This is a genomic window from Saccharopolyspora sp. 6V (assembly GCF_020176785.1).
Taxonomy (GTDB): domain Bacteria; phylum Actinomycetota; class Actinomycetes; order Mycobacteriales; family Pseudonocardiaceae; genus Saccharopolyspora_C; species Saccharopolyspora_C gregorii.
In genome coordinates this window covers 55,171-73,028 of the sequence record NZ_JAIUKB010000040.1, presented here as the reverse complement: position 1 = coordinate 73,028, position 17,858 = coordinate 55,171, and the positions used below count along the sequence as shown (strand labels likewise).

The window sequence follows — 17,858 nt, the reverse complement described above, 5'->3', positions numbered from 1 at the left end:
GCGCCGCGGCGGCTGAGCAGCAGCAGGTGCCCGGCGCCCGCGGCGGCGAAGGAGCGGGCGACGTGCCCGCCGAGCCCGCCGGTGCCGCCGGTGATGAGCACGGTCCCGGCACCGATCGGCGGTGCCGCCTCCCCGGTGGCGGGTGCGGGCACCAGGCGGCGGGCGAACGTGCCCGCCGAGCGCAGCGCCAGCTGGTCCTCGGGTCCGCCGAGCGCGGCGCGGAGCCGGTCGGCGCCCGCGCCGTCGGCGGGCAGGTCGACCAGGCCACCCCAGCGGGCGGGCTGTTCCAGCGCGAGGACGCGGCCGAGCCCGGACAGCGCGGCCTGCGCCGGATCGGGGGCCGGGTCGGCGCGGCCGACCCGCACCGCACCCCGGGTCACGATCCACAGCGGAGCGTCGATGTCGGCGTCGGCGAGGGCGTGCACCGCGGCGGTGGTGAGCGGCAGTCCGCCGGGCACCTCGGGGGCGTCCGGGTGCGGTGGCGCGTCCCAGGACAGCAGCGAGACGACTCCGGCGAATCCGGCGCCGCGCTCCGGGAATCCGGCGTCCTCGGCTTCGGCGCGCAGCCGCCACGCCAGTTCGGCGCGGTCCGCGCGGTGCACCTCGACGCGCACCGCGTCCGCGCCGAGCGCGGCCAGCACGCCGGCCGTGGCGGCGGCGTCGGCGTCCTGCGCGGTGAGCACCAGCCACGGCCCGGCCGGTGCGGTGCCGTCGCCGCGGACCGGACGCCATTCGGTGCGGTAGCGCCAGCCGTCGACGGCCGTGGTCTCCCGCCGCTTGCGCCGCCACTCGGCGAGCGCGGGCACCACCGCGGCCGCGGTGTCGTCGTCCAGGTCGAGCTGCGCGCGCAGCGCCCGGGTGTCGGCGCGGTCGACGGCGGACCAGAACTCGGCGTCCACCGGGTCGGCGGCGGTCACCGGTGCGGCGGCCGGTTCGGGCCAGTAACGCTCGTGCTGGAACGGGTAGGTGGGCAGGTCGATCCGGCGCGCGCCGGTGCCCGCGAAGCACCCGCCCCACTCCACGGGGGTGCCGGTGACGTGCAGCCGGGCCAGCGCGGTGCTGACCGCGGCCACCTCGTCGCGGTCCCGGCGCAGCAGCGGTTGCAGCACCGCCTCGGCGGGAACCACCTCCCGGGCCAGCGCGGTGAGCACCCCGTCCGGCCCGAGCTCCAGGAAGGTCCGCACGCCCGCGTCGGCGAGCCACCGGGCGCCGTCGGCGAAGCGCACCGCTTCGCGCACGTGCGCCACCCAGTGCTCGGCGTCGATCCGCGCGGGCGCGCCGGTCAGGTTGGACACGACCGGGATCGTCGGGGCGTGGTGGGTGAGGGACTCGGCGACGGCGCGGAACTCCGCGAGCATCGGCTCCATCAGCGGCGAGTGGAACGCGTGGCTCACCGGCAGCCGCGTGGTGCGGCGCCCCAGCTCGGCGAAGTGCGCGGCGACCCGCTCGGCCTCGGCGGCGGCGCCCGAGACCACGACCGACTCGGGGCCGTTGATCGCGGCCAGCGACACCTGCGCGGTCAGCAGCGGGAGGACCTCTTCTTCCGCCGCCCGCACCGAGATCATCGCGCCACCGGCGGGCAGCGCCTGCATCAACCGGCCGCGGGCGGCCACCAGCGCGCACGCGTCCGGCAGCGACAGCACCCCGGCCACGTGCGCGGCCACGATCTCGCCGACGGAGTGCCCGGTGACGTGGTCCGGCACGATCCCGCAGGACTCGACGAGCCGGTGCAGCGCCACCTCCAGCGCGAACAGCGCGGGCTGGGTGCAGTCGGTGCGGTCCAGCAGCTCCGCCTCCGGGCTGCCGGGCTCGGCGAACGCGATGTCGCGCAGCGGCCGGTCCAGCACGGCGTCGAAGTGCGCCAGCACCTCGTCGAAGGCGTCGGCGAACACCGGGAACCGCGCGTGCAGCTCGCGGCCGGTGCCCGGGCGCTGGCTGCCCTGACCGGTGAACAGGAACGCGGTGCGCCCCGCTCCGGCATCCGCGCCGCGCAGCAGGTTCGCGGCCGGTGCGCCGTCGCGCAGCGCGGTGAGGCCGCGCCGCAGCTCGTCCCGGTCGGCCGCGAGCACGGCGGCCCGCTGCTCGAACCGGCCGCGCCCGGTGGCCAGCGAGTAGGCCAGGTCCAGCGGTTCCGCACCGTCCACAACGGACAGGGCCTGGTCCGCCTGGGCGCGCAGTGCCGCCTCCCCCCGGCCGGACAGCAGCACCGGCACCACGCCGCGGCGCGGCTCGCGGGCCTCGACCTCGACGGGCGGAGCCTGTTCGAGGACGGTGTGCGCGTTGGTGCCGCTGAGCCCGAACGAGGACACCGCGGCCCGGCGCGGGCGACCGCTGTCGGGCCACGGGACCTGGTCGACGGGCAGCTCGATCGCCCCGGACGTCCAGTCCACGTGCGAGGACGGTTCGGCGACGTGCAGGGTCCGCGGGACGAGGCCGTGCCGCAGCGCCTGCACCACCTTGATCACGCCGGCGACACCGGAGGCCATCTGGGCGTGCCCGATGTTCGACTTGATCGAGCCCAGCAGCAGCGGATGCTCCCGCTCCTGGCCGTAGGTCGCCAGCAGCGCCTGCGCCTCGATCGGATCGCCGAGCGCGGTACCGGTGCCGTGCCCCTCCACCACGTCCACTTCGGACGGTGCGAGTCCCGCGTCGGCCAGCGCGGCGCGGATGACCCGCTGCTGCGCCGGGCCGTTCGGCGCGGTCAGGCCGTTGGAGGCGCCGTCCTGGTTGATCGCGGAGCCGCGCACCACGGCCAGCACCTCGTGCCCGTTGCGACGCGCGTCGGACAGCCGCTCCACCAGCACCAGCCCGATGCCCTCGGCGAGGCTCATCCCGTCGGCGTCGTCCGAGTAGGCCTTGCAGCGGCCGTCGGCGGCCATCGCCCGCTGGCGGCTGAACCCGACGAACGCGCTCGGCGTGGACATCACCGACACGCCGCCGGCCAGCGCCAGCGAGCTCTCCCCGCTGCGCAGCGACCGGCAGGCCAGGTGCAGCGCCACCAGCGAGGACGAGCAGGCGGTGTCCAGCGTGACCGCGGGGCCCTCCAGTCCGAACAGGTAGGACAACCGGCCGGACAGGATGCTGGACAGCGCACCGGTGATCAGGTGGCCTTCGGAGCCGTCGGCGGTGTGCGCCTGGTAGTCCTGGTAGCTGGCGCCGATGAACGCCCCGGTGCTGCTGCCGCGCAGCGCCGCCGGGTCGATCCCGGCCCGCTCGAACGCCTCCCACGCGGTCTCCAGCAGCAGCCGCTGCTGCGGGTCCATCGCGAGCGCTTCGCGCGGCGAGATCCCGAAGAAGCCCGCGTCGAAGTCGGCGACGTCGTGCAGGAACCCGCCCCGCGTGGAGTAGGTCTTGCCCGCCCGGTCCGGGTCCGGGTCGTAGAGCCCGTCGGCGTCCCAGCCGCGGTCGGCGGGGAACTCGGAGATCACGTCCTCGCCGCGCAGCACCAGGTCCCACAGCTGTTCCGGGGTGGCCGCACCGCCCGGGTAGCGGCAGCTCATGCCGATGATGGCGATCGGTTCGTCGTCCACCGGCCGCACCTCGGCCGGGCCGCCGGTGCCCGCGGAACCGGCGAGCTCGCCGCGCAGGAACTCCACCAGCGCCCGCGGGTTCGGGTGGTCGAAGACCATCGTGGCGGGCAGCACGAGCCCGGTGGCGGCGGCGATCCGGTTGCGCAGGTCGACGGCGGTGACCGAGTCGAAGCCGATGTCGCGGAAGGCGCGCTGCTCGTCGAGCGCGTCGGCGGAGGTGTGCCCGAGCGCGGTGGCGGCCTCGGCGCGCACCAGGTCCAGCAGCAGCCGCCGCTGCTCGGCGGCGGGCAGCGCGTGCAGCCGGGCCGCGAACTCGCCGCCCGCGCCGGTCCGCTCGGCCTGCTGCCGCCGGATCTCGCGCACGGCGGGGATCTCGTCGAACAGCGCGGTGGGCCGGGCCGCGGCGAACACCGGGTGGTAGCGCGCCCAGTCCACGTCGGCGACGGCGAGCGCGGTGTCGTCGTGGTCCAGGGCGGCGCGCAGCCCGGTCAGCGCGGTCTCCGGCGGCATGAACACGAGGCCGCTGCGGCGGATCGCCTCCGGGTCGACGCGGCCGAGCTTCTGGTCGTCGGCCCAGATCCCCCAGGACACGGAGGTGGCGGGCAGGCCGCGGGCGCGGCGGTGCTCGGCGAGCGCGGCCAGGTGGGCGTTGCCCGCGACGTAAGCGGCGTGCTGCCCGCTGCCCCACATGCCCGCTGTCGAGGAGAACAGCACGAACGCGTCGAGTTCGGCGGGCTGGTCGGGGTGGTCCGGGTCGAGCAGTTCGTCCAGCAGCCGCGCGCCGACGACCTTGGCGCGCAGCACGTCGGCGAAGGACTCGGGGGTGGCCTCGTCGACGGGCTCCAGGCCGATGAACGCGGCGGTGTGCAGCACGGTGCGCACGGTGCGGCCGTCGGCGGCGAGCCCGCACAGCAGGCCGCGCACCGAGTCCCGGTCGGCGAGGTCGCAGGGCAGCACCTCGGCGTCGGTGCCGAGCTCGGCGAGTTCGGCGACCAGCTCGGCCGCCCCGGGCGCGTCGGCGCCGCGGCGGCTGGTGAGCACCACGTGCTCGGCGCCCTGCCGCGCCAGCCAGCGCGCCAGGTGCGGGGCGAGGGTGCCGGTGCCGCCGGTGATCAGGGTGGTGCCGCGCGGCCGCCAGCTCCGGGCCGGGGCGCGGTCGCCGACGGGCGCGGGCACGATGCGACGCGCGTGCACGCCGGAGGCGCGGATCGCGAGCTGGTCCTCCCCCGTCGTCCCGGCGAGCACCGCGGCGAGCCGCTGCCCGGCGCGCTCGTCGAGCTCCGCGGGCAGGTCCACGACGCCGCCCCAGCGCTGCGGGTGCTCCAGCGCGGTGGTCCAGCCGAGGCCGTGCACCTGCGCCTGCGCGGGGCGGGTGACCTGGTCGGCGCGGCCGGTGGCGACGGCGCCGCGGGTCAGCGCCCACAGCGGGGCGTCGATCCCGGCGTCGCCGAGGGCCTGCACGAGCACGAGGCTCAGCGCGAGGCCGCGGGCGAGCTCGGGGTGCCCGGGGCAGGGCGTCTCGTCCAGCGCCAGCAGCGAGACGACGCCAGCCGCCTCGGTCTCGGCGAGCAGCGCGGCGAGGCGTTCCCGGTCGAGGTGCCCGTCGTCCAGCTCGACGCGCTGCGCGGTGGCGCCGTGCGCGGTGAGCACGGCGGCGACCTCGGCGTCGGCGGCACCGCCGGTGCCGCACACCAGCCAGGTACCGGTCAGCTCGGCGTTCCCGCCGCCGCGCAACGGGGTCCACGTGGCGCGGTACCGCCAGGAGTCCGCTGTGGACGCTTCGGCGCGGCCGCGGTGCCAGCTGGACAGCGCGGGCAGCACCGCGGCGAGCGAGTCGGCGTCCACGTCGAGCCGGTCGGTGAGCGCGGCGAGGTCCTGCTGCTCGACGTCGGCCCAGAACCCGGCTTCGGCGACGCCGACCTCACCGGCGGCGGTCCGCGGCGCGGCGGACAGCGCCCACAGGTGTTCGTGCTGGAACGCGTAGGTGGGCAGCTCGACGCGGCGCGCCCCGCCGAGCAGCGGGGTGAAGTCGACCTCGACGCCGCGGGCCAGCAGCTCGCCTGCGGAGAGCAGGAACCGGTCCAGGCCGCCGTGGTCGCGGCGCAGCGTGCCGCCGGTGATCACGTCGGTCGCGGCCTGCTCGGCGGTCTCCTGCACGGCGGCGGTGAGCACCGGGTGCGGGCTGATCTCGACGAACACGCCGTGGCCCTGCTCGGCGAGGGCGCGCACGGCGGGTTCGAAGCCGACGGTGCCGCGCAGGTTCCGATACCAGTACGCCGCGTCCATCCCGGTGGTGTCCAGCCAGTCCCCGGTGACGGTGGAGAAGAACGGGACCTCGGCGGCGGCGGGGCGGATCGGGGCGAGCACGTCGAGCAGTTCCGCTTCGAGGGCTTCGACGTGCGCGGAGTGCGAGGCGTAGTCGACGGCCACCCGGCGGGCCCGCACCTCCTCGGCGGTGAGGCGTTCGTGCAGCGCGTCGAGCGCGTCCGGGTCGCCGGAGACGACGGTGGAGCCCGGCCCGTTGATCGCGGCGATGGACACCCCATCGACGATCCGCTCCCGCACCTGGTCGGCGCCGAGCGCGACGGACAGCATGCCGCCCGCCCCGGCGAGCCCGGCGGCGATGGCGCGGCTGCGCAGCGCGACCACCCGCGCCGCGTCGTCCAGGTCGAGCGCCCCGGAGACGCAGGCGGCGGCGATCTCGCCCTGGGAGTGCCCGAGCACCGCGTCCGGCCGCACCCCGTGGTGCCGCCACAGCGCGGCGAGCGACACCATCACGGCGAACGACGCGGGCTGCACCACGTCCACCCGGTCCAGCGACGGCGCGTCGGGTGCCGCGCGCAGCACGTCGAGCAGCGACCAGTCCACGTGCGGGGCGAGCGCGGCGGCGCAGTCGGCGATCCGCGCGGCGAACACGGGCGATTCGTCGAGCAGCCGGGCGCCCATCCCGGCCCACTGCGAGCCCTGCCCGGGGAACACGAACACGGTGCGCCCGGCGGCGGTGGCGGTGCCCTGCACGAGCCCGGTGGCGGGGCGGCCGGCGGCGAACTCGGCGAGCGCGGCCCGCAGCGCGGCGGAGTCGTCGCCGACGAGGACGGCGCGGTGCTCGAACCGGGCGCGGGTGCCGAGCAGCGAGTGCGCGACATCGGCGGCCGGGTGCTCGATCGCGGCGAGCCGGGCGGCCTGGGCGCGCAGCGCCGGTTCGGTGCGGGCGGACAGCACCCACGGCACCGGCCCGGCGGGCGCCTGCTCGGTCGCGGGTTCGGGTTCGGGTTCGTGCTCCAGGACGGCGTGCGCGTTGGTGCCGCTGATCCCGAAGGAGGACACGGCGGCGCGGCGCGGCCCGCCGGTCTCCGGCCAGCCGGTGTTCTCGTGCAGCAGTTCCACGCCGCCCGCGGTCCAATCGACGTGCGTGGACGGCCGGTCGGCGTGCAGGGTGCGCGGCAGCAGGCCGTGCCGCATCGCCAGCACCACCTTGATCACGCCGACGACGCCCGCCGCGGACTGGGCGTGCCCGAGGTTGGACTTGGCGGAGCCGAGCAGCAGCGGCGCGTCCGGATCGCGGTCGTGGCCGTAGGTCCGTTGCAGCGCTTGGGCTTCGATGGGGTCGCCGAGGGCGGTGCCGGTGCCGTGCGCCTCCACCGCCTGCACGTCCGATGTGGACAGTCCGGCGTTGGCGAGGGCCTGCCGGATGACGCGCTGCTGCGCGGGCCCGTTGGGTGCGCTGAGCCCGTTGGAGGCGCCGTCCTGGTTGACGGCGCTGCCGCGCACCACGGCCAGCACCGGGTGCCCCCGGCGCCGCGCGTCGGAGAGCCGTTCGACCAGCAGCACGCCGACGCCTTCGGACAGCGCCATGCCGTCGGCCCCGTCGCCGAACGCCTTGCAGCGCCCGTCGCGGGCCAGCGCGCGCTGGCGGCTGAACGCGACGAACGCGGCCGGGTCGGCCATCACGGTGGCTCCGCCGGCCAGCGCCAGGTCGCTCTCCCCGGTGCGCAGCGACTGGCAGGCCAGGTGCAGCGCGACCAGCGAGGACGAGCAGGCGGTGTCCACGGTGACGGCGGGGCCTTCCAGCCCGAACAGGTAGGACAGCCGGCCGGACAGCACGCTGGGGCTGGTGCCGGTGACGGCGTGGCCTTCGGAACCGTCGGCGGAGCCGCTGCCGTAGTCCTGGAAGCTGGAGCCGATGTAGGTGCCGGTGCGGCTGCCGCGCAGCGCCCCGGGGTCGATGCCCGCGCGCTCGAAGGATTCCCACGCGGTCTCCAGCAGCAGCCGCTGCTGCGGGTCCATCGCGAGGGCTTCGCGCGGGGAGATGCCGAAGAACGCCGGGTCGAATTCGCCCGCGTCGTGCAGGAATCCGCCCTGCGTGGCGTAGGTGGTTCCGGCGCGGTCGGGGTCGGGGTCGTAGAGCCGGTCGGCGTCCCAGCCGCGATCGGTGGGGAACTCGGTGATGGCGTCGGCCCCGTCGGTGAGCAGCTCCCAGAACCGCTCGGGCGTGTCGGCGCCGCCGGGGAAGCGGCAGGCCATGCCGATGATGGCGATCGGCTCGCCGGTGTCGCCGGCCGCCGCCGCGGTCGTGGTGCTCGCCCCGGCGCCGACCAGTTCGGCGCGCAGGTGCTCGGCGAGCGCCGCCGCGTTCGGGTGGTCGAAGGCGAGGGTGCTGGGCAGCGCGAGCCCGGTGGCGGCGGCGAGCCGGGTGCGTAGTTCGACGGCGGTGAGCGAGTCGAAGCCGAGTTCGCGGAACGCGCGGCGCTGCGGGACCGCCCCGGCGCCGGAGTGGCCGAGCACGGCGGCGGATTCGGCGCGCACCAGTTCCAGCAGCAGGTCCCGCTGGGCGTCCGGGTCGAGCCCGCGCAGCCGCGCGGCCAGCTCCCCGTCCGGCTCGGCTTGCTCGGTGCCCGCCCGCCCGAGCGCGCGGACCTCGGGCAGCTCGGACAGCAGCGGGCTGGGCCGGGCCGCCGTGAAGATCGGGTGGTAGCGCGCCCAGTCCACGTCGGCGACGGTGGCGGTGGTGTCGTCGTGGGCGAGGGCGCGGTGCACCTCGGCGACGGCGGTGTCCGGGTCGAGCGCGCCGAGGCCGCTGCGGCGCAGCTGGTCGGCGACGGCCTCGTCGGTGGCCATGCCCGCCTCGGCCCACGGCCCGAAGGCGAGCGCGGTGGCGGGCAGGCCGCGGGCGCGGCGGTCCTCGGCGAGCGCGTCGAGCTGGGCGTTCGCCGCCGCGTAGGCGCTCTGCCCGCCGCTGCCCCAGGTGCCGGCGATGGACGACAGCAGCAGGAAGAAGTCGAGCTCGCGGTCGCCGAGCAGGGCGTCCAGGTGCACGGCCCCGGCGATCTTCGCGGCGGCGACGGCCGCGAACTCGGCGGGCGCGGTGTCCTGCAGCGGGGTGGCCTGCCCGGTTCCGGCGGCGTGCACCACTCCGGTGAGCTCGGGAAGCTCGGCGAGCAGCGCGGCGAGGGCGTCCCGGTCGGTCACGTCGCAGGCCGCGATCCGCACCTCGGCGCCGAGCCCGCGCAGGTCGTCGGCGAGTTCGGCGGCGCCGGGCGCGTCGGGTCCGCGGCGTCCGGTGAGGACCAGCCGTTCCGCGCCGGCTTCGGCCAGCGAGCGGGCGATGCGGGCGCCGAGCGCGCCGGTGCCGCCGGTGATGAGCACGGTGCCGCGCGTCGTGAACCCGGTGGCCGCGGCGGAGATCGGGTGGTGCAGCAGCCTGCGCCCGGCGAGGCCGGTGGCGCGCACCGCGACCTGGTCCTCGCCGTCGAGTCCGCCGAGCACGCGGGCGAGCCGGGCACCGGCCTGCCGGTCCGGGTCGGCGGGCAGGTCGACGAGCCCGCCCCAGCGCTGCGGGTGCTCCAGCGCGACGACGCGGCCGAGCCCCCAGGTGGCGGCCTGAACCGGGCTCGCGATCGGGTCGTCGACGCCGGTGGACACCGCACGCGACGTGATCATCCACAGTGGAGCCTCGTACCCGGCGTCGCCGAGGGCCTGCGCGAGCGCGGCGTTGAGCACCAGCCCGGTGCTCAGCGCCGGGTGCACCGGGTGCGGGCGTTCGTCGGCGGCCAGCACCGACACGACGCCGGTGCGCGACGGCTCGCCGAGGAGTTCGGCGATGGTCTCCCGGTCGGCACCGGGCTCCAGCAGCAGTTCGTCGACGTCCGCGCCGTGCGCGCGCAGCGCGGCCGCGACCGGACCCGTACCGGTAGCCCCGGTGCCGACGAGCAGCCAGGTCCCGGTGAGCACCGCCGGGGCGGGCGTGCTCAGCGGGTGCCAGTCCACCCGGTAGCGCCAGGAGTCCAGCAGTTCCCGCTCGTGCCTGCGCTGCCGCCAGGACGCGAGCGCGGGCAGCAGCGCGTACAGCGCGGCGTGCTGCGAGTCGGCGAGGCCCAGCAGGTCGGCGAGCTCCTCGCCCGCGCCGCGGTCCACCGCCGTCCACAGCCGCTCGTCGGCCGGGTCCGTGGCGGGGACCGCGGCGGTGGTCTCCGGCCAGTACCGCTCGCGCTGGAACGCGTAGGTGGGCAGGGCGACGCGGCGCGCGCCGGGGTGCGCGGCGGCCAGGTCGACCGGGGTGCCGCGGACGTGCAGCCGGGCCAGCGCGGTGGTCACCGACAGGTCCTCGCCGCGGTCGGCACGCAGCGCGGGCACGAACTCGGCGTCGTCGCCGAGCACGTCCTGCGCCATCGCGGACAGCACCCCGTCCGGGCCCAGTTCCAGGTAGGTGCGGGTGCCCGCGTCGGCGGCGGTGCGGACCGCGTCGGCGAACCGGACGGTGGCGCGGGCGTGCCGCACCCAGTGCTCGGGGGTGCGCACCTCGTCCCCGGCGAGCTCGCCGGTGACGCCGGAGATCAGCGGGATCCGCGCGGCCCGGTAGTCGAGTCCTTCGGCGACCTGCCGGAATTCGTCGAGCATCGGGTCGACCAGCGGCGAGTGGAACGCGTGGCTGACGCTGAGCCGCTTGGTGCCGCGGTCGGCGAACCGCTCGGCGAGCGCCACCGCTTCGGCCTCGTCGCCGGAGATGACCACGGAGGCCGGGCCGTTCACGGCGGCGATCGCGATCCGCTCGGTGAGCAGCGGCGCCACCTCGTCCTCGGTGGCGCGCAACGAGATCATCGCGCCGCCGGGCGGCAGCGCCGCCATCAGGCGGGCGCGGGCGGCGACCAGGGCGCACGCGTCGGGCAGCGACAGCACCCCGGCGACGTGGGCGGCGGCGAGCTCGCCGACGGAGTGCCCGGCGAGCCGGTCGGGCACCGCGCCGCGGGCCTCGACGAGCCGGTACAGCGCCACTTCGAGGGCGAACAGCGCGGGCTGGGCGTAGCCGGTGTCGTCCAGGTCGGCGGTGTCGTCCAGGTCGGCGGCGCGGGCCAGCAGCAGCTCGCGCACCGCGGGGTCGAAGTGCCCGAGCACCTCGTCGAGCGCGGTGGCGAACTCGGGGTACCGCCCGTGCAGTTCGGCGCCCATCCCGGCGCGCTGGCTGCCCTGGCCGGTGAACAGCGCGGTGAGCCCGCCCGGCTCCCCGGCCTCCCCGGTCACGATCCCGGGGTCGGGGCGGTCGGCGGCGAGGGCGCGCAGCGAGTCGAGCAGCGCATCCCGGCCGGTGCCGAGCACGACGGCGCGCTGCGGGAACGCGGTGCGGGTGGTGGCCAGCGAGCGCGCGACGTCGGCGGGCCGGTGGCCGGGGTGCTCGTCGAGGAAGGTGACGAGCCGGGCGGCCTGGGAGCGCAGCGCGGCGCGGGTCTTGCCGGACAGCGGCCAGGCCACCGGCACCTCGGTCCCGTCCGCGAGTTCCGGGGTGCCCGCGACTTCCGGGGCGCCGTCGGGTTCCGGAGCGACCCCGGGTCCCGAAGCGGCCCCGGGTTCCGGGTCGGCCGCGGGCTCGGGCCGTTCCAGCACGAGGTGCGCGTTGGTGCCGCTGATGCCGAACGCGGACACGGCGGCGCGGCGGGGCCGCCCGGTCTCCGGCCAGGGGACGTCGGCGGTGAGCAGTTCCACCGCGCCGTCCGCCCAGTCCACGTGGGTGGAAGGCGTCTCGGCGTGCAGGGTGCGGGGCAGCACGCCGTGCCGCATGGCCTGCACCACCTTGATCACGCCCGCGACACCGGCGGCGGCCTGGGTGTGCCCGAGGTTCGACTTGATCGACCCGAGCCGCAGCGGCTCCGCGCGGTCCTGCCCGTAGGTGGCCAGCAGCGCCTGCGCTTCGATCGGGTCGCCGAGCGAGGTGCCGGTGCCGTGCGCCTCGACGAGATCGATGTCCGAAGTGGACAGATCGGCCGCGGCGAGGGCCTGCCGGATCACCCGCTGCTGCGCGGGCCCGTTCGGTGCGGTCAGCCCGTTCGAGGCGCCGTCCTGGTTGACGGCGCTGCCGCGCACCACCGCGAGCACCTCGTGCCCGTGGCGCCGCGCGTCGGAGAGCCGCTCCAGCACGACGATGCCGACGCCCTCCGCCCAGCCGACGCCGTCCGCGTCGGCGGAGAACGCCTTGCACCGCCCGTCCGGGGACAGTCCGCGCTGCCGGGAGAACTCGATCAGCGCCGCCGGGGTGGACATCACCGTCACGCCGCCCGCCAGCGCCAGCGAGCACTCCCCCGCCCGCAGCGCCTGCATCGCCCAGTGCATCGCCACCAGCGAGGACGAGCAGGCGGTGTCCACCGTGACCGCCGGTCCTTCCAGGCCCAGCGCGTAGGACACCCGCCCGGAGGCGACGCTCGGCGAGGTCCCGCTGCCCTGGTGCCCTTCGAAGTCGCCGCCGGCGAGCACCGCGCCGTAGTCGTTGTACATCACCCCGGCGAACACACCGGTCCGGCTGCCGCGCAGCGCGGCCGGGTCGATCCCGGCCTGTTCGATCGCGGACCAGGAGGTCTCCAGCAGCAGCCGCTGCTGCGGGTCGGTGGAGATCGCCTCGCGCGGGCTCATCCCGAAGAAACCCGGGTCGAATTCGGCCGCGTCGTGCAGGAACCCGCCGGAGCGGGCGTAGGAGGTACCGGAGTGGTCCGGGTCCGGGTCGTAGAGAGCGTCCAGGTCCCAGCCGCGGTCCACCGGGAGCCCGCTGATCGCGTCGGTGCCCTCGGACACCAGCCGCCACAGCTCGTCCGGCGAGGTCACCCCGCCCGGGTAGCGGCAGGCCATGCCGACGATCGCGATGGGATCGCCGGACACCGCGACCGCGTCGGCCTCGCCGGTGGCGGCGTCGTCCTCGCCGAGCAGTTCGGTGCGCACGTGCGCGGCCAGCGCCCGCGCCGTCGGGTGGTCGAACACGGCGGTCGCCGAGGTGCGCAGCCCGGTGGCGGTGGCCAGCCGGTTGCGCAGCTCCACGGCGGTCAGCGAGTCGAACCCGAGTTCCTGGAACGCGCGGTCCGGGTCCACATCGGACGCCGCGGTGTGCCCGAGCACGGCGGCGACCTGGTTGCGCACCAGCTCCAGCACCGCCGCGGCGCGGTCGGCCGCTCCCAGCGCGCCGAGCCGCCGCGCGAGCCCGGCCGACTCGGCGGAGCCGGTGGCGGCCCGCCGGGCCGGGGTGCGGATCAGGCCGCGCAGGAAGGCGGGGACCTCACCGCGGGAACGCAGCACCGCGAGGTCCAGCCGCACCGGGGCGAGCACCGCTTCCCCGCTGGCGGTGGCCGCGTCGAACAGCGCGATCCCCTGCGCGGGTTCCAGCGGCGGGGTGCCGGTGGCGGTGAGCCGGCGCAGCTCGGCCTCGGCCAGCTCCCCGGTCATGCCCCCGGTGGACGCCCACGGGCCCCAGGCCAGCGAGGTCGCCGGGAGCCCGGCGGCGCGGCGGTGCGCGGCGAGCGCGTCCAGGTAGGCGTTGGCGGCCGAGTAGTTCGCCTGCCCCGCGGCGCCGACGACGCCGGCCAGCGAGGAGAAGGTGGTGAACTCGGCGAGCGGGTGGTCCCGGGTCAGCTCGTGCAGGTTCCAGGCGGCGTCGACCTTCGGCCGCAGCACGGCCGCGAGCCGTTCCGGGGTGAGCGCGTCGAGCAACGCGTCGTCGAGCACCCCGGCGGCGTGCAGCACCGAGGTCAGCGGGTGCGCGGCGGGGATCTCGGCGAGCAGCGCGGCGAGGGCGTCCCGGTCGGCGGCGTCGCAGGCGGCGACGCGCACCTGGGCGCCGTGCTCGGCGAGGTCGGCGACGAGCCGGTCCACGCCGTCGGCGTCCGGGCCGCGGCGGCTGGTCAGCAGCAGGTGCCGCACGCCGTGCTCGGCGACGAGGTGGCGGGCGAACAGGGCGCCGAGCCCGCCGGTGCCGCCGGTGATGAGCACGGTGCCGTCCGGGTCGCGTTCCGGTGCGGCGTCGGCGGAGATCGGGGCGCGGGCCAGCCGCGCCGCGTGCAGCCGTCCGTCCACGATGGACAGCTGGGGTTCGTCGGCGAGCGCGAGCGCCGCGGGCAGCTGCGCCGCGGCGGCGGTGTCGAGGTCGACCAGCCCGAACCGGCCGGGGTGCTCGGTCTGCGCGGTGCGGACCAGGCCCCACACCGCGGCGGCGGCCAGGTCGGCGCCGTCGCGGACGCCGCGGGTGACGACCACCAGCCGGGCCGCGACGTCGGCGTCGAGCACCCGCTGGGCCTGTTCGAGCACGCGGGCGGTGCACGCGTGCACCTGCTCGGGTGCCGCCGCGGGCGAGCGCACCGGCAGCACGACGACCTCGGTGCCCGCGGGCACCGCGTCCAGGCCCGCCACCTCGACCGCGCCGACCGGCGGCGCGCCCCAGGGCACCTCGCCGACGGGCGGGAGCACCGCCACCGAGCCCGGATCGGCGGTGGCCGCGATCGGCGTCCAGTCCAGCCGGAACAGCGCGTCCCGGGCGGCGGCGGGCCTGCGGGCTCCGAGCGGGCGCAGCACCAGCGATTCCACCTCGGCCACCGGTTCCCCGGCCGGGTCGGCCACCGACACCGCGACCGCGTCCGGCCCGGCGGGTGCCAGCCGCACCCGGGCCGCGGTCGCGCCGGTGGCGTGCAGGGTGACGCCCTCCCAGGCGAACGGCAGCGCCGGTTCCGCGGCGTCACCGGCCCCGGCGGCGGCGTGCAGCGCGGCGTCCAGCAGCGCCGGGTGCACCCCGAACGCCTCGGCTTCGGCGGCGGCCACGGGCAGCTCCACCTCGGCGAACACCTCGTCGCCGCGCCGCCAGGCCGCGCGCAGGCCGCGGAAGGCGGGACCGTAGTCCAATCCGGCCGCGGCGAACCGCTCGTAGAGCCCGTCGAGGTCCACGGGTCGCGACCCGGCGGGCGGCCACTCCGGGCCGAAGTCCGCCGGGGTGCCGCGCGCGGTGTCGAGCACGCCGGTGGCGTGCCGCGTCCACGGCTGCTCCTCGGTGCCGTCGGGGCGGGAATAGAGGCTCAGCTCCCGGCTCCCGGTGTCGTCGGGGCCGCCGAGCCACACCTGCACCTGCACCGCGCCCTGCTCGGGCAGCACCAGCGGCGCGGCCAGCGTCAGCTCCCGCACCCGGTCGCAGCCCGCTTCGTCCCCGGCGCGCAGCGCCAGCTCGACGAACGCGGTGCCGGGCAGCAGGATCTCGCCGCCGACCGCGTGCTCGGCCAGCCACGGGTGCGAGCGCACCGACAACCTGCCGGTGAGCAGCACCCCGTCCGAGTTCGCCAGCGACACCGCCGCCGCCAGCAGCGGGTGGTGCGCGGCGCCGAGTCCGGCCGCGCGCACGTCACCGTCGCCGGTGCTCCTCGGCCAGAACCGGCGGCGCTGGAACGGGTAGCCGGGCAGCGCGACGCGGCGGGCGCCGGTGCCGGCGAAGAACTCGGGCCAGTCCGGGGAGGCACCGTGGGCGTGCAGGGCGGCGAGCGCCTGCGCGACGGCGGTGGTCTCGGACCGGTCACCGCGCAGCAGCGGGACCACCAGCGCCTCGTGGTCGAGGTTCGCCGGAACGAGCGCGCTGAGCACCGCGTCCGGGCCGAGTTCGGCGAAGGTCCGCACCCCGAGTTCGCCGAGGCGGCGGACGGCGGCGCCGAACCGCACCGGGCGGCGCGCGTGCTCCACCCAGTGGTCGGGGGAGGCGAGGTCGCGGGCGGTCGCGGACTCGCCGGTGGCGGTGGACACCAGCGGCAGCAGCGGTTCGCGCGGCGAGAGCCCGGCGACGACGGCGCGGAACTCCTCGAGCATCGGCTCCACCAGCGGCGAGTGGAACGCGTGGCTCACCGGCAACCGCGTGGTGCGGCGCCCCAGCTCGGCGAAGTGCGCGGCGATCGCCTCGGCTTCGGCGGCGTCCCCGGAGACGACCACCGACTCGGGCCCGTTGATCGCGGCCAGCGACACCCGTCCGGTGAGCAGCGGGAGCACTTCGTCCTCGGTGGCCCGCACCGAGATCATCGCGCCACCGGCGGGCAGCGCCTGCATCAACCGGCCCCGCGCGCACACCAGCGCGGCCGCGTCGTCGAGCGTGAACACGCCCGCCACGTGCGCGGCGGCGATCTCGCCGACGGAGTGCCCGGCGAGGTGGTCGGGCCGCAGCCCCCACGACTCGGCGAGCCGGTGCAGCGCCACTTCGACGGCGAACAGCGCGGGCTGGGCGTAGCCGGTCTCGTCCAGCAGCGCGGCCTCGGGGCTGTCGGGTTCGGCGAACAGCACCTCCCGCAGCGGCCGGTCCAGGTGCCGGTCGAGGGCGGTCACCACCTCGTCGAAGGCGGTGGCGAACGCCGGGAACCGCGCGTGCAGTTCGCGGCCCGCGCCGAGCCGCTGCCCGCCCTGCCCGGTGAACAGGAACGCCGTCTTCCCCGCGGCACGGGAGGATCCGCGCACGAGCGCCGGGGCGTCCTCGTCGGCGGCGAGGGCGCGCAGGCCCGCGCGCAGCTCCTCCTCGTCGGTCGCGGTGAGCACCGCGCGGTGCTCCAGTCCGCCGCGGGCGGCGGTGGTGAAGCCGACGTCCAGCGGCCGCGGCCCGTCGGTGTCCACGGTGGACAGCAGGCGGGTGGCCTGCTCGCGCAGTCCCGCCGCCGTCTTCGCCGACAGCAGCACCGGGATCGTCCCGGGTTCCACCGGCTCGGCCACCGGCTCCGGTTCGGGCGCCTGCTCGATGATGGTGTGCGCGTTGGTGCCGCTGATGCCGAACGAGGACACGCCCGCGCGGCGCGGCCGGTCGGCGACCGGCCAGGGTTCGGCGCCGGTGAGCAGCCGCACCTGCCCGGAGTTCCAGTCGACGTGCGTGGACGGCTCGTCCACGTGCAGGGTCCGCGGCAGCAGGCCGTGCCGCATCGCCTGCACCACCTTGATGACCCCGGCGACCCCGGCCGCGGCCTGGGTGTGCCCGAGGTTCGACTTGATCGAACCCAGCAGCAGCGGGTGCTCCCGGTCCTGCCCGTAGGTCGCCAGCAGCGCCTGCGCCTCGACCGGGTCACCGAGCGCGGTACCGGTGCCGTGCGCCTCCACGACGTCCACTTCGGACGGGGACAGCCGCGCGTTCACCAGCGCCTGCTGGATGACGCGCTGCTGCGAAGGCCCGTTCGGCGCGGTCAGCCCGTTGGACGCGCCGTCCTGGTTCACCGCGCTGCCGCGCACCACCGCGAGCACTTCGTGCCCGTGGCGCCGCGCGTCGGAGAGCCGCTCCAGGACCAGCACGCCGACGCCCTCGCCCCAGCCGGTCCCGTCCGCCGCATCGGCGAACGAGCGGCAGCGGCCGTCCGCGGACAACCCGCCCTGCCGGGAGAACTCCAGGAACGTCGCCGGTCCGGACATCACGGTGACCCCGCCCGCCAGCGCCAGCGAGCACTCCCCCGCGCGCAGCGAGTGCGCCGCCAGGTGCAGCGCCACCAGCGAGGACGAGCAGGCGGTGTCCACCGTGACGGCCGGCCCCACCGCGCCGAAGGTGTAGGCGAGCCTGCCGGAGAGCACGCTGCCGCTGTTGCCGGTCAGCCGGAACCCGTCCACGTCGTCGGCCGCGCCGACCCGGTAGTCCTGCGCCATCGCACCCATGAACACGCCGGTGCGGCTGCCCCGCACCGCCGCCGGGTCGACGCCCGCGTGCTCGAACGCCTCCCAGGTGGCTTCCAGCAGCACCCGCTGCTGCGGGTCCATCGCCAGCGCCTCGCGCGGGGAGATGCCGAAGAAGTCCGCGTCGAATTCGGCCGCGTCGTGCAGGAATCCGCCGGAGCGGGTGGCCGTGTCGGCGTCGGCGAGCTCCCAGCCCCGGTCGGCGGGGAACCCGGTGATGCCGTCGCGGCCCTCGGCGACCAGCCGCCACAGGTCCTCGGGACCGGTCACGTCGCCGGGGTAGCGGCAGCTCATGCCGACGATGGCGATGGGCTCGCGGGCCGCGTCCTCCAGCTCCTGCACGCGCGCCCGGGACCGCTTCAGGTCCGCGCTCGCGCGCTTCAGGTAGTCCCGGAGCTTCTGCTCGTTGTCCAT

The 17,858-nt window shown here is 77.0% G+C and carries 1 protein-coding gene (running past one end of the window); it reads right to left on the bottom strand.

What is annotated here, in order from left to right:
- Window positions 1-17,858: the 5' portion of a type I polyketide synthase gene (locus LCD35_RS09515; protein ID WP_225044047.1), read on the bottom strand. The gene continues 9,874 nt to the left of window position 1, outside the view; 17,858 of the gene's 27,732 nt are visible here — the first part of the coding sequence; the start codon lies at window positions 17,856-17,858; its stop codon lies off the left edge, out of view.